An 18,208-nucleotide genomic window follows, 5' to 3' on the forward strand; every position below is an offset into this window, starting at 1 on the left:
TTCTTTAGTATTAAAGAGTAGTTAGTATGAATTAAAACACCAAAAAGCTTGAACCAGTTAGATTCCAATTGGTCTTTTGTAGATGACAGTAACGTAACACCCAAGGGTTTTCTTTTTGCTGGGATATCTGCTGGTTTAAAAGCCTCTAATAAAAAAGATTTAGCACTAATACTCGCTCCAAAAGGAAGTGTTTTTAGTGGGATGTTTACCCAATCAATAGTTCGCGCTTCTTGTGTGGATATTTGTGAGGAAAGGATTAAAACAACTTCAGGTTTTGTAAGAGCAATACTAATTAATTCTGGTCAAGCAAATGCATGTACAGGAAATCTTGGTATTCAACATTTTCAAATTGCTACAGGAAAGATTGCAGAACTTTTAGGAATAAACGAAGAAGAAGTTTTAATGTGCTCGACTGGTGTAATTGGTGTTCCAATAAAAATAAATGATTTAGTAAAAAATTTACCGAATTTAGTTGGTGATTTAAAGGGTAATAATTTTCAAAATGCAGCAGAAGCAATTTTAACTACTGATTTGACTTTGAAAAAAGTGTCAATAGAGACGATTATTCAAGGTAGAAAAATAAAAATAGCAGGATTTGCAAAAGGTTCAGGAATGATTTACCCCAACATGGCTACTATGCTTGCTTTTTTAACCTGTGATGCGGGAATTCAAAAAGAAGAATGGGACAAAATGATTGCTATTGCGGTTAAAAAATCTTTTAATGCAATATCAGTTGATGGAGAGACAAGCACAAATGATTCTTTTGTTGGAATAAATGCAGGAGAGAAAATTGAAAAAAGGTTTTTTCCAATTATCCAACAAGGCATTGATATTGTATGTCAGAACTTGGCAAAAAATATTGCAAGGGATGGAGAGGGAGCAAATTGTTTGTTAGAAGTTTTGGTTCAAGGAGCAAAAAATAAAGATGATGCAATTACGCTTGCGAAATCTATTTGTAATTCTGCCTTGGTAAAAACTGCGATACATGGTTGTGATCCCAATTGGGGACGAATCATTTCTGCTGCAGGTAATTCTGGAGTTAAATTTAATTTAAATGACGTTGACTTGTATATAGGAAACGCTCAGATTTTGCAAAACGGTAAGTTACATAAATATGATCCACAAACAGTCACAGACTATATTAAGTCCAGAATGAAAGGTAGATATTTAGTAGATGATATTGTAAAAATTATGATTAATCTAAATTCTGGCGAATCGAAAGGCACAGCTTGGGGGTGCGACCTTTCTAAAAAGTATGTTGAAATAAATAGCGAATATACTACTTAAGTTTTAGTAAATCTAATGGTAGATATTCATTCATGTAAAGAAACAGTATTGTTAAAGTTCCAATTACAGAGCCTACAAAACCACCAAGAAAATTAACTAATAATCCAGATTGTTGAATTATTGCTTCTTCGTTTTTTTCTTCTTCAAAATTAGGAGAATCAACTACTTTTAAGCGCTGATTGGTTGTTGGTTGTTTAAGTTGTTGGTGTCGGATGAGGGCTTCGAAATCAGGCATGGAATTTGTGAGGCAATTGAACAATAAGCAGACCAGCCCGTCATTCGACGAGGATCTGATCTACCTAAATCGTCTACAGCTTCAAATACAGCATTGCCCGAGGCTTCTGCTTTATCAAATGCTGAAAGTAAGGGTATAAATGTATCAAAAACATACAAACCAAAATTTTCTAGAGCAGCTTTGGCTTGTTGCGCTGCTTTTTGCTGTCTAAAATCAACTTTTACTATTACTACTGCATGGTTAACTTTTAAGTTGCTTAATAAATTAGCTAGTTCAACAGTTAATTCTACTGATCTTGCTTTTGCAGTTGTAGGTAAGATAACTAAATCTGAACCATACGCTAAGTGTTTAAGTTCTTCTTGATCACTGCTAGCCTGGCCATCAGTTATTACAATTTCTGATGATCTTGATGCTTTAGCAGCTGAACTGACGGGAAAAACTGGAAATGGAAGATTGCCTCTTGATGCGTATGCTAAAGCAGATCTATTCTTGTCGGCATCGACAATGCAAACTTTTTTACCTTCAGAATGCCAAACACTAGCAAGGTGAATACTTGTGCAGGTCTTGGCCACACCCCCTTTTTGCCCGCAAACGGTAATGAACAATTTTTTATTTTTATTTCTTCTACTTTGGAGAATAATTTTTTAATGTCAAGAGAAATTGATTTTTAATGCCCTAAAACTTATTTTTTGAAATATTTTATAGAAGTTAATATTTTTAGATAACCTTATAAAGTTCCTTATTTAAATTGGCTAGTGAAGAAAAGAATTGGATTAGGTACGTGGTCTTGGGGGAATAAGCTTTTCTGGAATTACCAATCTACAAATGACGATGATTTACGTGAGACATATAATGAAGCGTTACGAAGAGGTTTCGATCTAATTGATACTGCAGATTCTTACGGTACTGGTAATCTTCAGGGTAGAAGTGAATTGTTGATAGGAAAATTTTTACTAAATACTCCTTCAGCAAAGAAAAAAAGAATTCAAGTAGCAACCAAACTTGCACCTTATCCCTGGAGAATAGGAAAAAGAGGTTTTAATAAACCTTTTTTGAAAAGTTTAGAAAGACTTAATAACAAATTAGACATAGTGCAATTACATTGGTCAACTGCAAAATACAATCCTTGGCAGGAATTAGGTCTGTTGAATAATCTTTGCGATTTAAAAGATGAAGGCTTTGATTTTCAAATAGGCTTATCAAATATAGGCCCTAAAAGATTGATGAAATTAATTAATTTCTTAGCAAAAAGAGATCAGAGCCTAAAGAGTGTTCAAATACAGTTTTCTTTGCTTGCTCCCGATTTAGAAAAACAATATCAGGTAAAAAAAATTTGCGAAGAAAATAATATTGATTTCTTTGCTTATAGTCCTTTGTCCTTTGGAATACTTTGTATTGATCCAGATAAAGAGGATAATAGAGAAAAAAGTTTTATTCGCAATGCATTATTTGAAAAATATAAAAAACCAACATATGAATTGAGGAGGTGTTTAAAAAAAATTGCAAATCAAAGATCAGTTTCCCAAGCGCAAGTAGCAATTAATTGGTGTTGTTATCAAGGAGCTATTCCACTCGTTGGGATGAGAAAAAAATCTCAAGTTATAGATGTATCGAATGTATTAAAGTGGAATTTAAATAAACGTGAATTTAAAGTACTTCAGGAATTTTCAAAAAAATGTTTAAAAAAAATGCCTAAAAATCCTTTTTCAAGCATTTAATTAAATTTTTAGTTAGATATTTTCTTATTTTTTTTTATTTGAGAACCACTATTCCATAGTTCATTGGGAAATTTTTCGCCAGTAAATCTAATAATTTTTGGTTTAAGGTTTATTATCAAGTCATTCAGTTTTTTATTAGTTTCCATTTTGCAAAATTCGATTTTTTAATAAGATAAATTAATTTAAAACTTATCTTCTAAGTATTTATACTTATAAAATTAAAAAAATTCTTTTTAATACAAGTTTTTGCAGCAATATTTACACACTAATAAATTATCTATTACAACTTCTTAGTTATTTAAAAAAGTGGAGTCCTTCCAGACTCCTCGTATCATTTGGTTGATAAGGCTGATATAACCCCATCTCCTTTAGGATCAAGCAGCAACTGGTGCTGTTTGACGGGAGAAACTAACGATTTTGTTAGCATTTATGTTTTTGCTCTAACCGAGCCGGCTTCAGTCACCTTCCTTATGCCCCGTCGAAACCATTACAACCCCAAATAGTGGAGTTGAGCGGAATCGAACCGCTGTCCGAAACATCGGTTGAGATCACCTAGTCCAATTGGACATTTATATTCTGACAGGCAAAATGGTTATTGAATAGTTTTTTTATTAAGTTTTATCGTATATGAATGTAGTGGCATCATCTCCGGAAGGACTAGAGAAATCTTTAGCAGAAGAAATTTCAAATTTAGGCGGCTTTAATATTAATACTTATAAAAGATTTATTAATTTTGAATGTGATTTTGAAACTTTTTATAGAGTTCATTTCTATTCCAGATTAGCTTTTCGTTTTTATAGAGAAATTGCAAGTTTTAATTGCTATGACAAGCAATCTTTATATGCGGGGGTAAGAGATTCATTTGATTGGTTACATTGGTTGCACTTTGATAAAACGTTTAATGTTCAAGTTACTGGGAGAACATCTTCTTTAAGTCATACTCATTTCACTGCTCTTGAAGTAAAAAATTCTATAACTGATTTGCAACAGGCAGTTTGGAATAAAAGATCAAATATTTCTCTAGATAATCCTGATTTTATAATTCATCTGCATTTAAATAATAATAAAGCAATTCTTAGTCTTCAAAGCAGCGTAGAAAGCTTACATAAAAGAGGCTATAGACCCGCAATTGGGTATGCTCCGTTAAAAGAAAATTTAGCTTCTGGATTGATAAATATGACTCAATGGAATGGCAAAGTTCCATTAATAGATTTTATGTGTGGTTCGGGTACTTTTTTAATTGAGGCAGTCAATCAATTCCTTGGAGTCCCCATAAATATTGATCAGGTATATCTTTTTGAAAATTGGTTAGACTTTAGGCAAGATATTTTTCTTAATGAAAAAAATAAAGCAAAAAATAAAATTATAAATTATGAAAAATTACCAACAATAATAGGGTGTGAAATTAATGAAAAGGTCTTTGAGCAGGCGAATCTAAACATATCATTAGCTGGACTCGAGAATTATATTGAGCTTATAAATAATGATTTTTTAGAACTCCAATTAAGTTGCACACCTGGGATCATCATATGTAATCCTCCATACGGCAAAAAATTAGGCGATGAAAATGAATTGATTAGTTTATATGAACAAATGGGAATCTTTCTAAAGAACAATTTTTCAGATTGGGAATTTTGGCTCCTAAGTGGAAATCCAAAACTAACAAAATATTTGAAAATGAAATCTTCATTGAAAATTCCTGTTAGTAATGGGGGGATAGATTGTAGATGGATAAAATATTTAATTAGGTAAATTATTTTTTGCCTAAAACGGCCTTTGTTGTTTTGCCTAAACCTTCTAATGTTTGAGGAAGATATGGTCCTTTGGCTAATTTTCCTCCAAGCTTCAAACTTAGGCCTGCTAGAAATAAATCGATAAATATTATTAGTAATAAATTATATTCAATATTCCAGTTATTATATTTCGCTAGAAAAAGATAAAAAATAATATGGATGCAAATTAGTACTAATAATAATAATGTGCTGCCAATTGCTAAAAATATTCCACCACTAATTAATCTTCTTTTTTCTCTATCTACTTCTTGAAGAGCTATTCTGACATGCAAATCCATCACTGAACTTGCGATGGCTGAAATTCTGGAGGCTGTATTTGCAAAGTTTTTATTTTTTGGTTTTTCCATATTATTTTCTGCCACTGTTTAGGAGACTTCCTATTAGTAAACCAATACCAGCTGCAATAGCAATAGATAATAGTGGTTTTTTTCTTATTGGACTTTCTATTTTTGGTCTAAGTGTATTATTAAGCTCTTCTAATAATTCTTCTAATTGACTTTCAATAGGCTCAATTTTTTCTGATATTTCCCAATTGTTTTCTCTTATTGAATCAATGATTTCAAATAGTTGGCTTTTTATTCCAATTGCTGAGGTTCCACTATGGGTAGCTATTACTTCAACTAAATCATCAATACTCCCTTTTGTGGCTTCAAGGGTTTGTTGTGCAATGTTAGGCCATTTTTCTTTTATTAAAGGTATTAAACTGTCAATTTTTTCAAGTAACCATTTTTCCAAGATAACTTCTTTTTCAGGAAGATCAGATTTATCTTCTGTTTCTTCTACTTCTTTGGGAGGATGGTAAGTCTCCATTATTCAAACTTATTTATTTTAAGATTAGACCCTATTTTCTTAATTTGGAACCCTTTACTAAAGAATTGTGCGATTTATATAGAATAAAAACATATAAAAGTTTATTTACATTTTATTCATCTACTCTGTTCTGTAAGAAGGTTTTGTTAAGCTATTACTGAATTTATTAAATGAGTTTAAATTTCATCATGGATATTACATTTGCATCATTAATTTTTGCATCTCGCACAATCCCTACAGATTTTGGATTAGTAGCTGCAGCTATCGCTGGAGCTGGAAGTTTACTATTTATTGCTTTAAGATTTGTTCCTGATGCAAGTAATTAAATAACAGGAAACATCTCTTAGAAAATATATCTTTACTCAACTTTGTTTTGAAAATAGATTCGATTTATTTATCAATTAGATAATGAATAAATGGGTTTTGCTTGAACATAAAGTTTATTCTGCTAAAGCTATAGATATTCATTATGATTTTCTTGTTGAAAATGGGATAGATTGTTTAACTTGGAAATTTTTAAAACTACCTTTATTAAATCAATCTTCTATAGAAATTTCTAAGCAGCCAAATCATAGACTTTTATGGCTGTCCAGGATAGAACATGAACTTTCTGATAATAGAGGGTTTGTAAAAAGAATTGATCATGGAATATTTAAAAATGTTTCTGATAAATTGGACTCTGAATATTATCGATTCATTCTGGATGGTGAACTTCTTTCTGGTTTGTTTGAAATTTCGGGTAATTCTTGTAGATTGTCCAAAAATTATTAATTTTCATTTATAAATAAACGTAATATTTCTATTGAGAATTTTTGCAAATTAGTTATTCTTATTTAGCTATTGAGACTTGAGATTGGTACATATCAATCAGGTCGAGTTTGAAAATTTTAAATCTTTTGGGGGAAATGTAAAAATTCCTCTTGAAGAAGGTTTCACGGTGGTTACAGGCCCTAACGGTTCTGGGAAAAGTAATATTTTAGATGGAATTTTATTCTGTTTAGGTCTAGCTAATAGTAGAGGGATGAGGGCTGAAAGATTACCAGATCTAATAAATAACTCCAAAGTTAAAGAGGGTAAGTCATCAGAAACATCTGTATCAGTAAAATTTAATATTCAAGATTGGTCTCCCAGAGAGGACCTTAAACCTTTGGAACTAGAAGAAGAAGAAATTTCTCTTAACAAGGATCAAAAAGAATGGGTAGTGTCTAGAAAATTAAGGCTTATGCCAGGCGGTTCTTATGCTTCGACATATACTTCTGATGGAAAACAATGTACCTTGCAACAAATACAAAGAATATTAAGGGATATAAGTGTTGATCCTGAGGGCAGCAATGTTGTTATGCAGGGTGATGTCACAAGAATAGTATCTATGAATAATAAGGAGAGGAGAAATCTTATTGATGAATTAGCAGGAGTCGCACTTTTTGATGCAAGAATAGAACAAACTAATGCAAAATTAAATGATGTTTTTGAAAGACAAGAAAGATGTGAAATTTTAGAAAATGAATTGCAATCTAGTAAAAATAAGCTTGAAAAAGAATGTGAAAAAGCAAAGCAATATAAACAGTTAAAGGAAAAACTACATCAAATAATGGAATTAGAGAAAGTTCTTATTTTTGATAAACAAGTTAAATATGTTGAATCTATAGAAGAAAAAGAAGGTGAAATTGAAAAAAATAAAATTTTATTTAATAAACAAAAAGAATCTATTAATAAAGAAATATCAGTTTTAGAAGATGCTTTAAAAATACTAGTTGATGAGCTTAAGGAGAAAGGAGAGGATACTTTGATAAAAGTGAATTCTGATATTGGAAGTATTAATTCTAACTTAAGAGAACTTGATAGGGTATCAAGTTTGAATAAAGAAGAGGGTATTAAATTACAAAAACAGAGAGATGAAATTGCAATTTCTAGGAGGAATATTGAGTCAGAAAAGATGAGACAAGAAAATTTTGATGATAATTTTTTAAATAAATTGAACTTGCAAATTGATAATCTCACTTCAAAACATAAATTATCCAGAAAAAAACTGTCTGATGCGGCTGGAGAATCTGGAGAATTCTCTAAACAAAATATCCAAATTAATGCTGAGCTTGAAAGTATAAAAAAACAAATTGATCCTTTGGAAACCAAAAAAAGGAAAGTGGAAGAAGAAACTATTCAAAATAATATACAAAAAGATGAGATATTGTCTCAGATCGAAGCCTTAGAGTTAGAAAAGCAGAAACTTTTTTTGGGAAATCAAAGAAAAAAAGAGACATCCGATACAAAGAATAAAAACTTGGCAAGTAATAGCTTAGAAATAAATACTTTAAAAAATGAAATTGATTTATTAATTAAAACTAAATCAAGGCTTAACAACGAGCAATTAAGACTTGAAAAGGATTTATCTAGATTCGAAAGTAGGAAGGAAGCTTTAAATGAATCAAGAGGTTCATACGCTCTTAGAATTCTTTTAGAAGCAGGTTTAGAGGGTATTCATGGTTATGTAGCACAACTTGGAGAGGTAAGTGAGAAAAATAGATATGCATTAGAAATTGCTGCTGGAAATAGACTCGGACAAATTGTTATTGATAATGATTATATTGCAGCAAAAGCAATTGAAATTCTTAAAAAGAAGAAAGCGGGAAGATTAACTTTTTTACCTTTAAATAGAATTAAAAGTCAAAAGAAGAATTATGTAATTTCAAGATTTGAAAATAATCGAGAGTCTGGATTTATTGATAAAGCTATTAACCTAATTAATTTTGACGAAGTTTATTCAGATGTTTTTAGATATGTTTTTGGCGATACGTTGGTTTTTTCAGACTTAGCCTCAGCTAGGTTATCTAAACAAAAAAATAGGTTGGTTACTTTAGGGGGTGAATTATTAGAAGCCAGTGGCGCTATTACAGGCGGCAGCAAGTTAAATAAAGATTTATCTTATAGATTTGGAATTAATAATGATCTTGATGATTCTAGCCCTACTAAAGAAAGACTATTGGTTATTGAAGAAGCTTTAAAAGAATCAAATAATGATTTGATCATAAAAAATAATAGACTCAACAAATTAAACTCTAACCGTAGTCAAATAATTGAGGATTGTGCTTCATTGAACAAAGAAGTTGAAGTAAATAAAAATTCTCTTGAAGTTGTCGTGAAAAGAATTGAGGATTTTAAATCGAGATTAAAAAAATTAGATAGCACCAATAATTTACTAGATGATGAGTTAGTTTTTTTAAAAAATGAATTGAAGCCTCATCATGATAAGTTTGATCAATTGCAAAGCATTCAAAAAACTAATTATGAAAAGAATCAAAAATCATCATTAATCGACTTTAACAACGACTTTAATAATCTTGATAAAAAACTTGAATTACTTATTAAGGAAAGAGAAATATTATTAGATAAGAAAAATCAATTTGCTTTAAGTAAGGAGCGGACCAATAATTCATTAAAAATTATATTATTACAGGAAAAAAACTTGCAGCAATCTATCAAAGAACTTGCAATTTCTCATAGTGAATGGATAAAAAAAAGAGATAAATTTAAAAAAGAGCTTTTGGTTCTTCATAGTCAGAAAAATTCTCTAGAAGAGGATTTAGGATTATTGAGAAGGAAAAGAGATGAATTAAACTCTTCAATTTCAAATAAAAGGCAAGAATATAATAACTATCTATTGAAGCTTGAATATCTTGAAAGGGATATGCTTTCTCTTAAAGAAGAGATAAGAAGTGAGAAAATAAAATTGGAAAATTATAAAAAAGATCTACCTAATCCTTCCCCGAAATTTGGAGAATATGAAGGGAAGAGTCTTGAATCTTTGCAATCAGAAATCTCGATCATCAATGCAAAACTACAAAGTTTAGAACCTGTTAATATGTTGGCTCTTGATGAATTAGAGGAATTAATTGAGAGATTAAATAGTTTACGAGAAAAATTAGAAATTCTATCTAATGAAAGATCTGAATTATTGCTCAGAATAGAAACTGTTTCGACTATGCGTCAAGAGGCTTTTATGCAAGCATTTGTAGCAGTTGATCAACACTTTAGACAAATTTTTGCAAATTTATCGGATGGAGATGGCTTCCTTCAACTTGAAAATCCTAATTTTCCTTTGGAAGGAGGATTAACTCTAGTAGCTCATCCTAAGGGGAAAAATGTCAGAAGATTAGCCTCTATGTCAGGTGGTGAAAAATCATTAACTGCTTTAAGTTTTTTATTTGCTTTGCAAAAGTATAAACCTTCCCCATTTTATGCATTAGATGAGGTTGATAGTTTTTTAGATGGTATAAATGTTGAAAGGTTGTCAAAGTTAATATCTAATCAGTCATCAAATGCTCAATTTATAGTCGTAAGCCATAGAAGGCCTATGATTAGTGCATCTGAACGAACAATTGGTGTTGCTCAAGCAAGAGGTGCTAATACTCAAGTTGTTGGGTTACCAAATGCTGCATAAACACACTTTTTTAAATTTATACGTCAGAATGATAAAAAGGTATTTATGAGTTTGTCTAACACATCTGCTAATAAGAATCGCCCTAATTCTATACCTAGCGAACGCTTATGGTTAAGGTCAGAATTAATGGGAACTCAAGTTATAACTACTGATACTGGTAGGCGTTTAGGCGTGGTTGGTGAGGTTGTTGTTGATATTGACAGAAGAGAGGTGGTCGCTTTAGGACTAAGAGATAATCCACTTACAAGGTTTTTACCGGGCTTACCAAAATGGATGCCCTTAGAGAGTATTAAGCAAGTTGGAGATGTAATATTAGTCGATTCCCTAGATTCTTTGAGTGAAAGTTTTTCTCCAGAAAGATATGGGAAAGTGATTAATTGTCAAGTGATTACAGAATCTGGGCAACTTTTAGGAAGGGTTCTTGGGTTTTCGTTTGATATAGAGACTGGAGATTTGATTTCTCTTGTTATGGGTGCAGTTGGTGTCCCACTTTTAGGTGAGGGAGTTTTAAGTACTTGGGAGATTCCTGTAGAGGAAATTGTAAGCAGTGGTACTGATAGAATTATTGTTTATGAAGGTGCTGAAGAGAAATTGAACCAATTAAGTAGTGGACTTCTTGAGAAACTTGGAGTAGGGGGTTCTTCATGGGATGAAAGAGATGTAAATGGATATTCAGCCAATCTCGTACCAGTTGAGAATCAGTTATTGTCGGGTTCGGAATCAGAACAGCAAAACAATTTAGTTGAGGAATATGAAGAAGTTAGTGAACAAGATGATGATTATTATGAAGATGAACTTGAATATGTTGAAATTAAGGGTTCTTCAGAGGAAATAAATAACAGAAAAAAGCTATACATGGATAATGATTATTCTGATCAGGACCAGATTCAAGATAATGCTGATCCAATAGTTTTAGAAAATAATGTTGATTTTAAACAAAAGAAACAATCAACTACTAATTTAGCTTCTAAAAGACCAATTCAAAATGCAACAGAAACTTTAGATATTGAACCACTTGATGAACAAAATATAATTCAAGATAATAAAAAATCAGAAAAGTTTGACATTGATGATCCCTGGTAATTTTTAAAGTTTTTTTATTGCATTAACAATCATAGAAGCAAGTTTTTCTGCAGCCCCTTTATTACCTCTTTCTTTTTGTAAAGAATCACTAATACTTTTTAATTTATTCTTGTTCTTAATGAGAAATAGTACTTCTCTTGCAATTTTTACAGGCGAAATATTTCCTATCCTTTCAGGGATAATCATTCTTTTAGCTTTAATATTTGGCCAAGCAAAAAACTTCTTTTTTTTAAAATAAAAATATTTAATTGCAAAAGTTATGAATTTATTAATGAATGAAATTTTCCCGATTAATCCAAAAATGCCATCCCAAGCATTCATTTTATTTAAATGTTGAGTTGGTAGAACAACTAACATTGGAAGAGCAATTGCTGCTAATTCTGCAGTATTTGCTCCTACAGTTGTAATTGCAAGATCGCATTCTTTTAATATTTCATAGCAAGGATATTTCTCAATTAGGTAGATTTTTGTATTTTTTGATGTTTCAATAACACTATCAAAACATGAGTCTTTGATTTTTTTAATTGTTTTTATCTTTGATGAGTAGTATTTTGCAATTGGATTTCTCTCGCTTTGAAAAAATAAAAATTCACTCTTATCAGTTGTTGGGGCAATGGGAATTATAAAATTTATATTTTGATTTTCTTCAGCTATATGATCTGCAATTTCTAAGAAGAACGGAACTCCAACAGAGAGCTTTGCTTTTTTAGAACCAGGCAACAATGCAATATAATTTTTTTCGGTATTTTTTAATGATATTTCACTTCCAAGTTTGATATCTGCCATCAAATCGCCAATGATTTGACATTTATATTGATATTTTTTGGGAATTAACTTTTTTACTTTTAAATTCATGGCAGCAATTTCGTTGGTCCATTGAGGCCATCGCGAAATCCATTCAGCATATGTGATATTTAGATAACCTAGTCTTTTAGCTAGTAAAATGCTCCACAATTGATCTCCACCAAGGAAAATAACGACCCCTTTTTTGGGCCAATTCGCAAAAGAATGTGGCTTGATTAATAATTTCCAAAAACTTTTGGATTTTGTAATTAATTCGAATTTATTCCATGAATTTGCAACTAAATATTCTTTGCCAGTGGCATTTGGGCAAGGAACAAGGACTAATCTAAGAGTGAAATTGATTTTATCGTCATCACATAGTGCTTTATTTATTTTGTTAAGCTCATTTATTACAGGATTTACCCATGTAGTTAATTCACCAGGACCATTGGAAACTATAACTACTGCAACTGATTTTTTTTTCATTGCAGTTAAACCGGAATACATTAAATGCGGACGGCGAGACTTGAACTCGCAAGGCCGAAGCCACACGCTCCTTAGACGTGCGCGTCTACCAATTCCGCCACGTCCGCAAAGGGTTCTCAGCAACCTGGGGATACTTAAACCTTAAAAATATAATACATTATTGGCTGAAATAAGCATGAAGTTCTAACAGATTATTTTTGAATATGATGAATAATTTTTCTTTGCATAAAACAAATATTTATACATATATAACGTTCTAGGCTGTATTGTAAAAATGTCCTCTGATCACTAAAAAATTTTGTTAAATACTTTGGCAAATAATTTTTTATTTTAAGTCATTTTCATTTCTTCAATTTAATTTTATAATGATTGAAAAAGTTTTAATTGCTAATCGTGGAGAAATAGCTTTACGAATTGTCAGAAGTTGTAGAGAACTAGGTATTGCAACAGTTGCAGTTTTTAGTACTGTAGATAAAAAAGCATTACATGTTCAGCTTGCTGATGAAGCAGTTTGTGTTGGAGATTCATTAAGTAATAAAAGTTATTTAAATATTCCAAATATACTTGCTGCTGCCACATCGAGAGGAGTTGATGCTATTCATCCTGGTTATGGATTTCTTGCTGAAAATGATAAATTTGCTGAGATGTGTAATGATCACGGAATAGTTTTTATTGGTCCATCTCCTAAAGCTATTAGATCAATGGGAGATAAATCTACAGCTAAAGAAACTATGGAAGCAGTTGGCGTTCCAACAGTTCCTGGGAGTAAAGGCTTGTTGTCAAATGTTGATGAGGCTTATAAATTGGCAGATAATATTGGCTATCCGGTAATTATCAAAGCGACTGCTGGAGGAGGTGGAAGAGGTATGAGGCTGGTTGAAAGCCCTAATAATCTCGAAAAAATGTTTAAAGCAGCTCAAGGCGAAGCAGAAGCAGCTTTTGGTAATGATGGTTTATATATGGAGAAATTTATAAAGAAGCCAAGACATGTAGAAATTCAAATTTTGGCGGATAGGTTTGGAAATGTTGTTCATTTAGGAGAGCGAGATTGTTCAGTTCAAAGAAGACATCAGAAGTTATTAGAAGAGTCTCCTAGTCCTGCAATTAATACTGAGCTAAGAAAAAAAATGGGGAACGCTGCTATTGCTGCTGCAAAAAGTATCGGCTACGAAGGAGCTGGGACAGTTGAATTTTTAGTTGATGATGATGATAATTTTTATTTTATGGAAATGAATACCAGGATTCAAGTTGAACATCCTGTTACTGAAATGGTTACTGGAGTTGATCTAATAGCAGAGCAAATTAAAATCGCAAGCGGACAAAACTTGGAATTTAATCAGGATGATATCCATTTAAACGGTCATGCCATTGAATGTAGAATCAATGCTGAAGATCCTTCTCACAATTTCCGACCATCTCCTGGAAAAATAACTGGATGGCTTCCCCCTGGTGGTCCTGGTGTAAGGGTGGATAGTCATGTTTATACCGGCTATGAAATACCTCCTTTCTATGACTCATTAATTGGTAAATTAATAGTCTGGGGGAAAGATCGTAATACTGCAATTAAACGTATGAATAGGGCTTTAAATGAGTGTGCAGTAACTGGTATTCCTACAACAATAAACTTTCATTTAACCTTACTCAATAAATCTAAATTTAAGGAGGGTAAGATACATACTAAATATGTAGAAGAAGAATTATTGCCAAATTACTGAGAAAAAAATAAATGATTTCTATGAGATATTTGTATTCAATGCAAGTTTTATGAGCCCTTGCTGACCGACTAAAATTTCTCTTAAAAAGCTTATAATTCCGATCCAAATTACAGGTCCAACATCAACTCCTCCAATAGGAGGAATTAGTTTTCTTGTTAAATTAAGAATAGAGCTTGATGGTATTGAAATTAATAACCATAAACCTTTACTTAAATCAATCTTTGGGTACCAAGTAAGAATTAACCTTATTAGAAAAACTATAGTGAGATATGAAAGAGAAATTCCTAAACTAATATCTAAAATTTGTAGAGAGTTTACAAGCAAAGAGATCACAATTATTTAATTCATCTTAATAAATAACCCACTGAAACGTATTTAATTCGTATTATAAATTGAGAATTTAATATTTAAAAGTGTTTCAAATCTCAAATTTATTGCTAGTTGCAGATTTTTCTGCTGAAGTTGCTAATAATTCCGCGGTTGGAATGATAGGTAGTTTTATTGCAGCTGCTTTACTTATTGTCATTCCAGCCTCTGCATTTTTGATTTTTGTCAGTCAGAAAGATTCTCTCGATCGTACTTCTACTGGAAGACGCTAGTTTTTGTAGAAGTTTTAAGTACACTATATATATAGGGGATTTAAGTAATCCTTTAATAAATAAATTTTTGGAGAAAGAATGTGGTCAATGCTAGTCTCAATTGGGCCAGTATTGTTGGTATTGTCCTAGCTGTATGCGGTGGAGGCCTTTATTTTTTAAGGTCTTTTAAACCTGCATTAGCTAGAGATTATGATGTTTTCTTCGCAGCTATAGGACTTTTGTGCGGGGGAATATTATTTTTTCAAGGCTGGAGGTTAGATCCCATCCTTCAATTTGGTCAGTTTTTGTTAGCAGGAACCACAGTTTTTTTCGCATACGAAAGTGTGCGATTGAGGGGAGTTGCTACTGATCAAGCTAGAAGGTCATCTTATTTTGATGATGATCCTATTTCTGATGTGCCAAGAAATTCTAGAGGTCGATTTAATAACGATTACGATAGTTTTGAAGAGTCTGAAAGATCATCAAGAAGATTTAAACCTCAAGAAGATGAATTTGAAGAAGACTTTATGGAGGGGAGATCTCGTAGGAGAAATATTTCAAGGGCCATACCTTCTGCGGCTGCAAGCAGGAGCAGGCCATCGACAAGAGAAGTAGATCAGTTTGAAAATGAGGAACCTATAAGGAGGAGAAGAAGACAGAATCTTGATGATAGAAATAACAATCAATCAGAGAGCAATAAATTTGGTGAGAGGAGAAACTTATCTCGCAATGAAGTTAAGACAGGATCAAGACCCAGAATCAATCGGACAGTTTCTAGAAAAGACAATATTTCTACTGCTGATGATTCTTCTCCACTAAGAAAGAAACCTACAAGATCTCCTCTTAGGCAGCAAACTTCAACAGCTCAAGTAGAAGATGCTTCATTCAGAGATTCTAATCAAGTAAAAAAAACAAGTGAGACTCGAAGAGGAAGCTCTTCAGCTAGATCAAGTTCTAAAAATCAAAGTGGTAGATATTCAGTTGGAACAAATAAAAAGAAACCAAGAGATAATAGTTCTAGATTTGATGATTAATTATAAAATTCCTGCCCATTTTAAAAATGATTGTTGACTCAATAATTCAATTAGTATTATTGCTAGGAATCCGATCATTGCAAATCTTCCGTTAGTTATTTCAGAATAATTACTCCAGCCAAAATTATACATTTCAGTATCTTCATCAATTACTTGATCAATCTTTTCCTCAGTTTTGAGATCGCTACCTTCTAACTCATTATCAACAGAAATGTTTTTAAACTCATCTCTATCTTCACCAGTTTTCATAAAAATATTTTAGTTATCAAAATTATAGTTTTTTGTAGGGAATAATTGCCAGTTCCCTTTACCGTTTAAACTTAAAACTTTATTGTGAAATTCTTTTAGAGTTGGACGATGCCCAACACTTATAAGAGAAAGTTCTCTTTTTATAAGCAAACCATAGAGATATTTTTCAGTTTCAATATCTAATGCACTAGTTGCTTCATCAAGTACTGCAAATTGAGGGGAATTCAGTAAAAGTCTTGCAAAAGCCAGTCTTTGTTGTTCTCCAAGAGATAATATTCTTGGCCAATCTTGCTTGATATCAAGATTTGGATATCTATCAAGCATAGAATTTAGTTTAACTTCCTTAAGCACAGAGAATAAATGATCGTCACTAAATTTACTGACTTCAGTTGGATAACAAAGTTGTTCTCGGAGTGAACCTAAAATCATGTATGGTTTTTGTGGAATAAAAAGTAAATCACCTGTTTTTGGCTTTTCTATTAACCCTTTATCAGGTTGCCACAAACCACTAATCATTCTTAATAGTGAGGTTTTACCACAACCTGACGGTCCAGTGATTAAAAGGGTGTCTCTATTATTAATATTCATGCTCAGATCTTTAATAATGGGCTTATTAGAGCCGGGAGTGCATAAATCTGCATTTTTAATGAGTATCTCAGGTTTATTTGTAATAGAAATATTATTTTTAGATGGCTTTTCTTTGCTTATTAACTCAACTTCAGATTGAAACCCTTCTAATCTGCTAATGCCTGCAGTGAACTTTGCAAGTTCATCTATTTGGTTAACTATAAAAAAGAGAGAACCTTCGACCATATTAAATGCAAAATTTGCTTGTACAAATTTTCCGTAATCAATAGTTCCAGCGAAATATGGAACAGCCATTATTAAATATGGAAAAAATACTCCAGCATAATTAGTCGATCTTTTCATTGTAAATATTATTGTTTTCCAAATTATTAATAGGTTGAAGTTTTTTACTAAAACTCCCAATCTTCTTTGATTTTCTACATTTTCTGGATATTCTCCTGAATAAAAAGCTATTGCTTCGGAGTTATTTCTTATATGAACTAATCCATATCTGAAATCAGCTTCATATCTCAACTGATCAAAATTAATTTTTACTAACCTTTTTCCTGCGTATATTAGAAGTGAAGAAGCTATTGCAGCAAATGTAAATAGGGAAAAGGTTAACGTTCTACTAATGGTGTAAAGGATAAGAATATTTAGAGAAAAAGTCAAAATCGCATCAAATATCCCAATAGTGAAAGTTAAGCTTTGTTCAGTAAATGATTTTGTATCTTCGGAGATTCGCTGATCTGGATTGTCAACGTCAGTTGCTTGTTCATCATTCGGATTAAGCTTGAAGTAAGCTCTATTAGTTAGATACTGGCTGATCAGACTTTTTGAAAGCCACTCTCTCCAAATAATGCTCAATTTTAATGTAAAGAAAATTTGTAAAGCTCTTATTGGTAGTGCAAAAATAAAGCAAGATGCGTATATTGCTAAAATTCTGTAGAAACCATCTTGTTCTCTTTGAACTAGTGCATTAGTTAAATCTCTTGCTATAAAACCAATCCCGGCATTTATACCATTAATTGCTAGTAGCATTAATACAATTATTCCTAATAAAATCCAATGAATCCATCTTTTTGCTTTTAGTTGATGTCTAAAACTAAAGAAACTTGAAGAACCTATTACGAATAATGCAGAGAAGATTAATCCCCATTTTCCAGCCCAAATTGTATTAAGAGTGCTAACAACACCTTCAAAATATTTTTCTAATAATTCTGGTTGAAAATTTTCTAATAAATTAATTAAGCCTGTTAGTAATACAAGGACTATTCCTCCAACGCAGAATAAAAGCGAGATTAAGAGCCAAATGAATTGTATTCCATTATTTTGCTCAATTGGCAAGAAAAAAGGTTGAGATAATCTCCTTAATTTTTGTAATTGCAATATAAATTTGGATTTATTATTAACTGCTGTATTCATTACTCAA

General features: G+C 31.7%; 19 protein-coding genes and 1 tRNA gene. 10 read left to right on the plus strand and 10 right to left on the minus strand.

Annotated elements, in window-relative coordinates; translation table 11 throughout:
* Window positions 1-48: 48 nt before the first annotated feature.
* Window positions 49-1,287, plus strand: a complete 1,239-nt coding sequence (argJ, locus tag HA141_RS00265; RefSeq protein ID WP_209116198.1) for a bifunctional glutamate N-acetyltransferase/amino-acid acetyltransferase ArgJ — start codon at window positions 49-51, stop codon at window positions 1,285-1,287.
* On the opposite strand, the gene HA141_RS00270 is transcribed toward argJ, so the two are convergent.
* Both HA141_RS00270 and HA141_RS00275 read right to left on the minus strand, forming a co-directional pair.
* Complete coding sequence (locus tag HA141_RS00270; protein WP_209116199.1) at window positions 1,280-1,522, minus strand: hypothetical protein; 243 nt, start codon at window positions 1,520-1,522, stop codon at window positions 1,280-1,282. The genes argJ and HA141_RS00270 overlap by 8 nt on opposite strands.
* Window positions 1,456-2,127 (minus strand): ParA family protein, encoded by a 672-nt coding sequence (locus HA141_RS00275; protein WP_079298105.1) that lies wholly within the window; start codon window positions 2,125-2,127, stop codon window positions 1,456-1,458. The genes HA141_RS00270 and HA141_RS00275 overlap by 67 nt, the downstream gene beginning before the upstream one ends.
* A 150-nt stretch (window positions 2,128-2,277) precedes the next feature.
* Between HA141_RS00275 and HA141_RS00280 the strand changes: the two genes are divergently transcribed.
* A complete protein-coding gene (locus HA141_RS00280; protein ID WP_209116200.1) occupies window positions 2,278-3,240 on the plus strand; it encodes an aldo/keto reductase in 963 nt (320 codons plus the stop codon).
* Between the two features lie 8 nt (window positions 3,241-3,248).
* Here HA141_RS00280 and HA141_RS00285 read toward each other — a convergent pair whose 3' ends face one another.
* On the minus strand, window positions 3,249-3,386 hold the full coding sequence (locus HA141_RS00285; RefSeq protein WP_209116201.1) for a hypothetical protein: 138 nt from the start codon (window positions 3,384-3,386) through the stop codon (window positions 3,249-3,251).
* A 481-nt stretch (window positions 3,387-3,867) separates the two neighbouring features.
* Here HA141_RS00285 and HA141_RS00295 point away from each other — a divergent pair, with 481 nt between their 5' ends.
* Entirely contained in the window at window positions 3,868-4,992 is a 1,125-nt protein-coding gene (locus HA141_RS00295; RefSeq protein ID WP_209116202.1) for a THUMP domain-containing class I SAM-dependent RNA methyltransferase, read from the plus strand.
* 1 nt (window position 4,993) lies between these two features.
* Here HA141_RS00295 and HA141_RS00300 read toward each other — a convergent pair whose 3' ends face one another.
* A complete protein-coding gene (locus tag HA141_RS00300; RefSeq protein ID WP_025932891.1) occupies window positions 4,994-5,380 on the minus strand; it encodes a phage holin family protein in 387 nt (128 codons plus the stop codon).
* A 1-nt stretch (window position 5,381) separates the two neighbouring features.
* Entirely contained in the window at window positions 5,382-5,843 is a 462-nt protein-coding gene (locus tag HA141_RS00305) for a DUF883 C-terminal domain-containing protein (protein WP_209116203.1), read from the minus strand.
* Window positions 5,844-6,013: 170 nt separating this feature from the next.
* Here HA141_RS00305 and HA141_RS00310 point away from each other — a divergent pair, with 170 nt between their 5' ends.
* The 4 genes from HA141_RS00310 (at window position 6,014) to HA141_RS00325 (ending at window position 11,364) form a co-directional block, all read left to right on the plus strand.
* A complete protein-coding gene (locus HA141_RS00310; protein ID WP_011862094.1) occupies window positions 6,014-6,169 on the plus strand; it encodes a hypothetical protein in 156 nt (51 codons plus the stop codon).
* Between the two features lie 82 nt (window positions 6,170-6,251).
* Window positions 6,252-6,614 (plus strand): hypothetical protein, encoded by a 363-nt coding sequence (locus HA141_RS00315; RefSeq protein ID WP_209116204.1) that lies wholly within the window; start codon window positions 6,252-6,254, stop codon window positions 6,612-6,614.
* 76 nt (window positions 6,615-6,690) lie between these two features.
* Window positions 6,691-10,281, plus strand: coding sequence for a chromosome segregation protein SMC (gene smc, locus HA141_RS00320; RefSeq protein ID WP_209116205.1), 3,591 nt, complete (start codon window positions 6,691-6,693; stop codon window positions 10,279-10,281).
* 45 nt (window positions 10,282-10,326) lie between these two features.
* Entirely contained in the window at window positions 10,327-11,364 is a 1,038-nt protein-coding gene (locus HA141_RS00325) for a PRC-barrel domain-containing protein (RefSeq protein ID WP_209116206.1), read from the plus strand.
* A gap of 3 nt (window positions 11,365-11,367) precedes the next feature.
* On the opposite strand, the gene HA141_RS00330 is transcribed toward HA141_RS00325, so the two are convergent.
* Both HA141_RS00330 and HA141_RS00335 read right to left on the minus strand, forming a co-directional pair.
* A complete protein-coding gene (locus HA141_RS00330; RefSeq protein WP_209116207.1) occupies window positions 11,368-12,654 on the minus strand; it encodes a glycosyl transferase in 1,287 nt (428 codons plus the stop codon).
* A 4-nt stretch (window positions 12,655-12,658) separates the two neighbouring features.
* Window positions 12,659-12,740 (minus strand) — tRNA-Leu (locus HA141_RS00335).
* A gap of 258 nt (window positions 12,741-12,998) precedes the next feature.
* Here HA141_RS00335 and accC point away from each other — a divergent pair.
* The gene (gene accC / locus HA141_RS00340; protein ID WP_209116208.1) at window positions 12,999-14,348 is read left to right on the plus strand and encodes an acetyl-CoA carboxylase biotin carboxylase subunit; all 1,350 of its coding nucleotides are present in this window, start codon (window positions 12,999-13,001) and stop codon (window positions 14,346-14,348) included.
* Between the two features lie 18 nt (window positions 14,349-14,366).
* On the opposite strand, the gene HA141_RS00345 is transcribed toward accC, so the two are convergent.
* Complete coding sequence (locus HA141_RS00345; RefSeq protein WP_209117867.1) at window positions 14,367-14,672, minus strand: YggT family protein; 306 nt, start codon at window positions 14,670-14,672, stop codon at window positions 14,367-14,369.
* Between the two features lie 89 nt (window positions 14,673-14,761).
* On the opposite strand from HA141_RS00345, the gene psbX reads away from it, so the two are divergent.
* Both psbX and HA141_RS00355 read left to right on the plus strand, forming a co-directional pair.
* On the plus strand, window positions 14,762-14,947 hold the full coding sequence (gene psbX / locus HA141_RS00350; RefSeq protein ID WP_209116209.1) for a photosystem II reaction center protein PsbX: 186 nt from the start codon (window positions 14,762-14,764) through the stop codon (window positions 14,945-14,947).
* An 80-nt stretch (window positions 14,948-15,027) separates the two neighbouring features.
* Complete coding sequence (locus HA141_RS00355) at window positions 15,028-15,960, plus strand: Ycf66 family protein (RefSeq protein WP_209116210.1); 933 nt, start codon at window positions 15,028-15,030, stop codon at window positions 15,958-15,960.
* Here HA141_RS00355 and HA141_RS00360 read toward each other — a convergent pair whose 3' ends face one another.
* Entirely contained in the window at window positions 15,961-16,209 is a 249-nt protein-coding gene (locus tag HA141_RS00360) for a chlorophyll a/b-binding protein (RefSeq protein WP_209116211.1), read from the minus strand.
* 9 nt (window positions 16,210-16,218) lie between these two features.
* On the minus strand, window positions 16,219-18,201 hold the full coding sequence (locus HA141_RS00365) for an ABC transporter ATP-binding protein/permease (protein WP_209116212.1): 1,983 nt from the start codon (window positions 18,199-18,201) through the stop codon (window positions 16,219-16,221).
* Window positions 18,202-18,208: the final 7 nt, after the last annotated feature.

Source organism: Prochlorococcus marinus XMU1402, assembly GCF_017696205.1.
GTDB lineage: Bacteria > Cyanobacteriota > Cyanobacteriia > PCC-6307 > Cyanobiaceae > Prochlorococcus_A > Prochlorococcus_A marinus_AC.

What these genes read in the sequence shown, in the direction of transcription:
- HA141_RS00270 (WP_209116199.1), bottom strand. Translation starts at nt 1,522, where the DNA reads ATGCCTGATTTCGAAGCCCTCATCCGACACCAACAACTTAAACAACCA.
- HA141_RS00285 (WP_209116201.1), bottom strand. Translation starts at nt 3,386, where the DNA reads ATGGAAACTAATAAAAAACTGAATGACTTGATAATAAACCTTAAACCA.
- HA141_RS00295 (WP_209116202.1), top strand. Translation starts at nt 3,868, where the DNA reads ATGAATGTAGTGGCATCATCTCCGGAAGGACTAGAGAAATCTTTAGCA.
- HA141_RS00300 (WP_025932891.1), bottom strand. Translation starts at nt 5,380, where the DNA reads ATGGAAAAACCAAAAAATAAAAACTTTGCAAATACAGCCTCCAGAATT.
- HA141_RS00305 (WP_209116203.1), bottom strand. Translation starts at nt 5,843, where the DNA reads ATGGAGACTTACCATCCTCCCAAAGAAGTAGAAGAAACAGAAGATAAA.
- HA141_RS00310 (WP_011862094.1), top strand. Translation starts at nt 6,014, where the DNA reads ATGAGTTTAAATTTCATCATGGATATTACATTTGCATCATTAATTTTT.
- HA141_RS00315 (WP_209116204.1), top strand. Translation starts at nt 6,252, where the DNA reads ATGAATAAATGGGTTTTGCTTGAACATAAAGTTTATTCTGCTAAAGCT.
- HA141_RS00325 (WP_209116206.1), top strand. Translation starts at nt 10,327, where the DNA reads ATGAGTTTGTCTAACACATCTGCTAATAAGAATCGCCCTAATTCTATA.
- HA141_RS00330 (WP_209116207.1), bottom strand. Translation starts at nt 12,654, where the DNA reads ATGTATTCCGGTTTAACTGCAATGAAAAAAAAATCAGTTGCAGTAGTT.
- accC (WP_209116208.1), top strand. Translation starts at nt 12,999, where the DNA reads ATGATTGAAAAAGTTTTAATTGCTAATCGTGGAGAAATAGCTTTACGA.
- HA141_RS00360 (WP_209116211.1), bottom strand. Translation starts at nt 16,209, where the DNA reads ATGAAAACTGGTGAAGATAGAGATGAGTTTAAAAACATTTCTGTTGAT.
- HA141_RS00365 (WP_209116212.1), bottom strand. Translation starts at nt 18,201, where the DNA reads ATGAATACAGCAGTTAATAATAAATCCAAATTTATATTGCAATTACAA.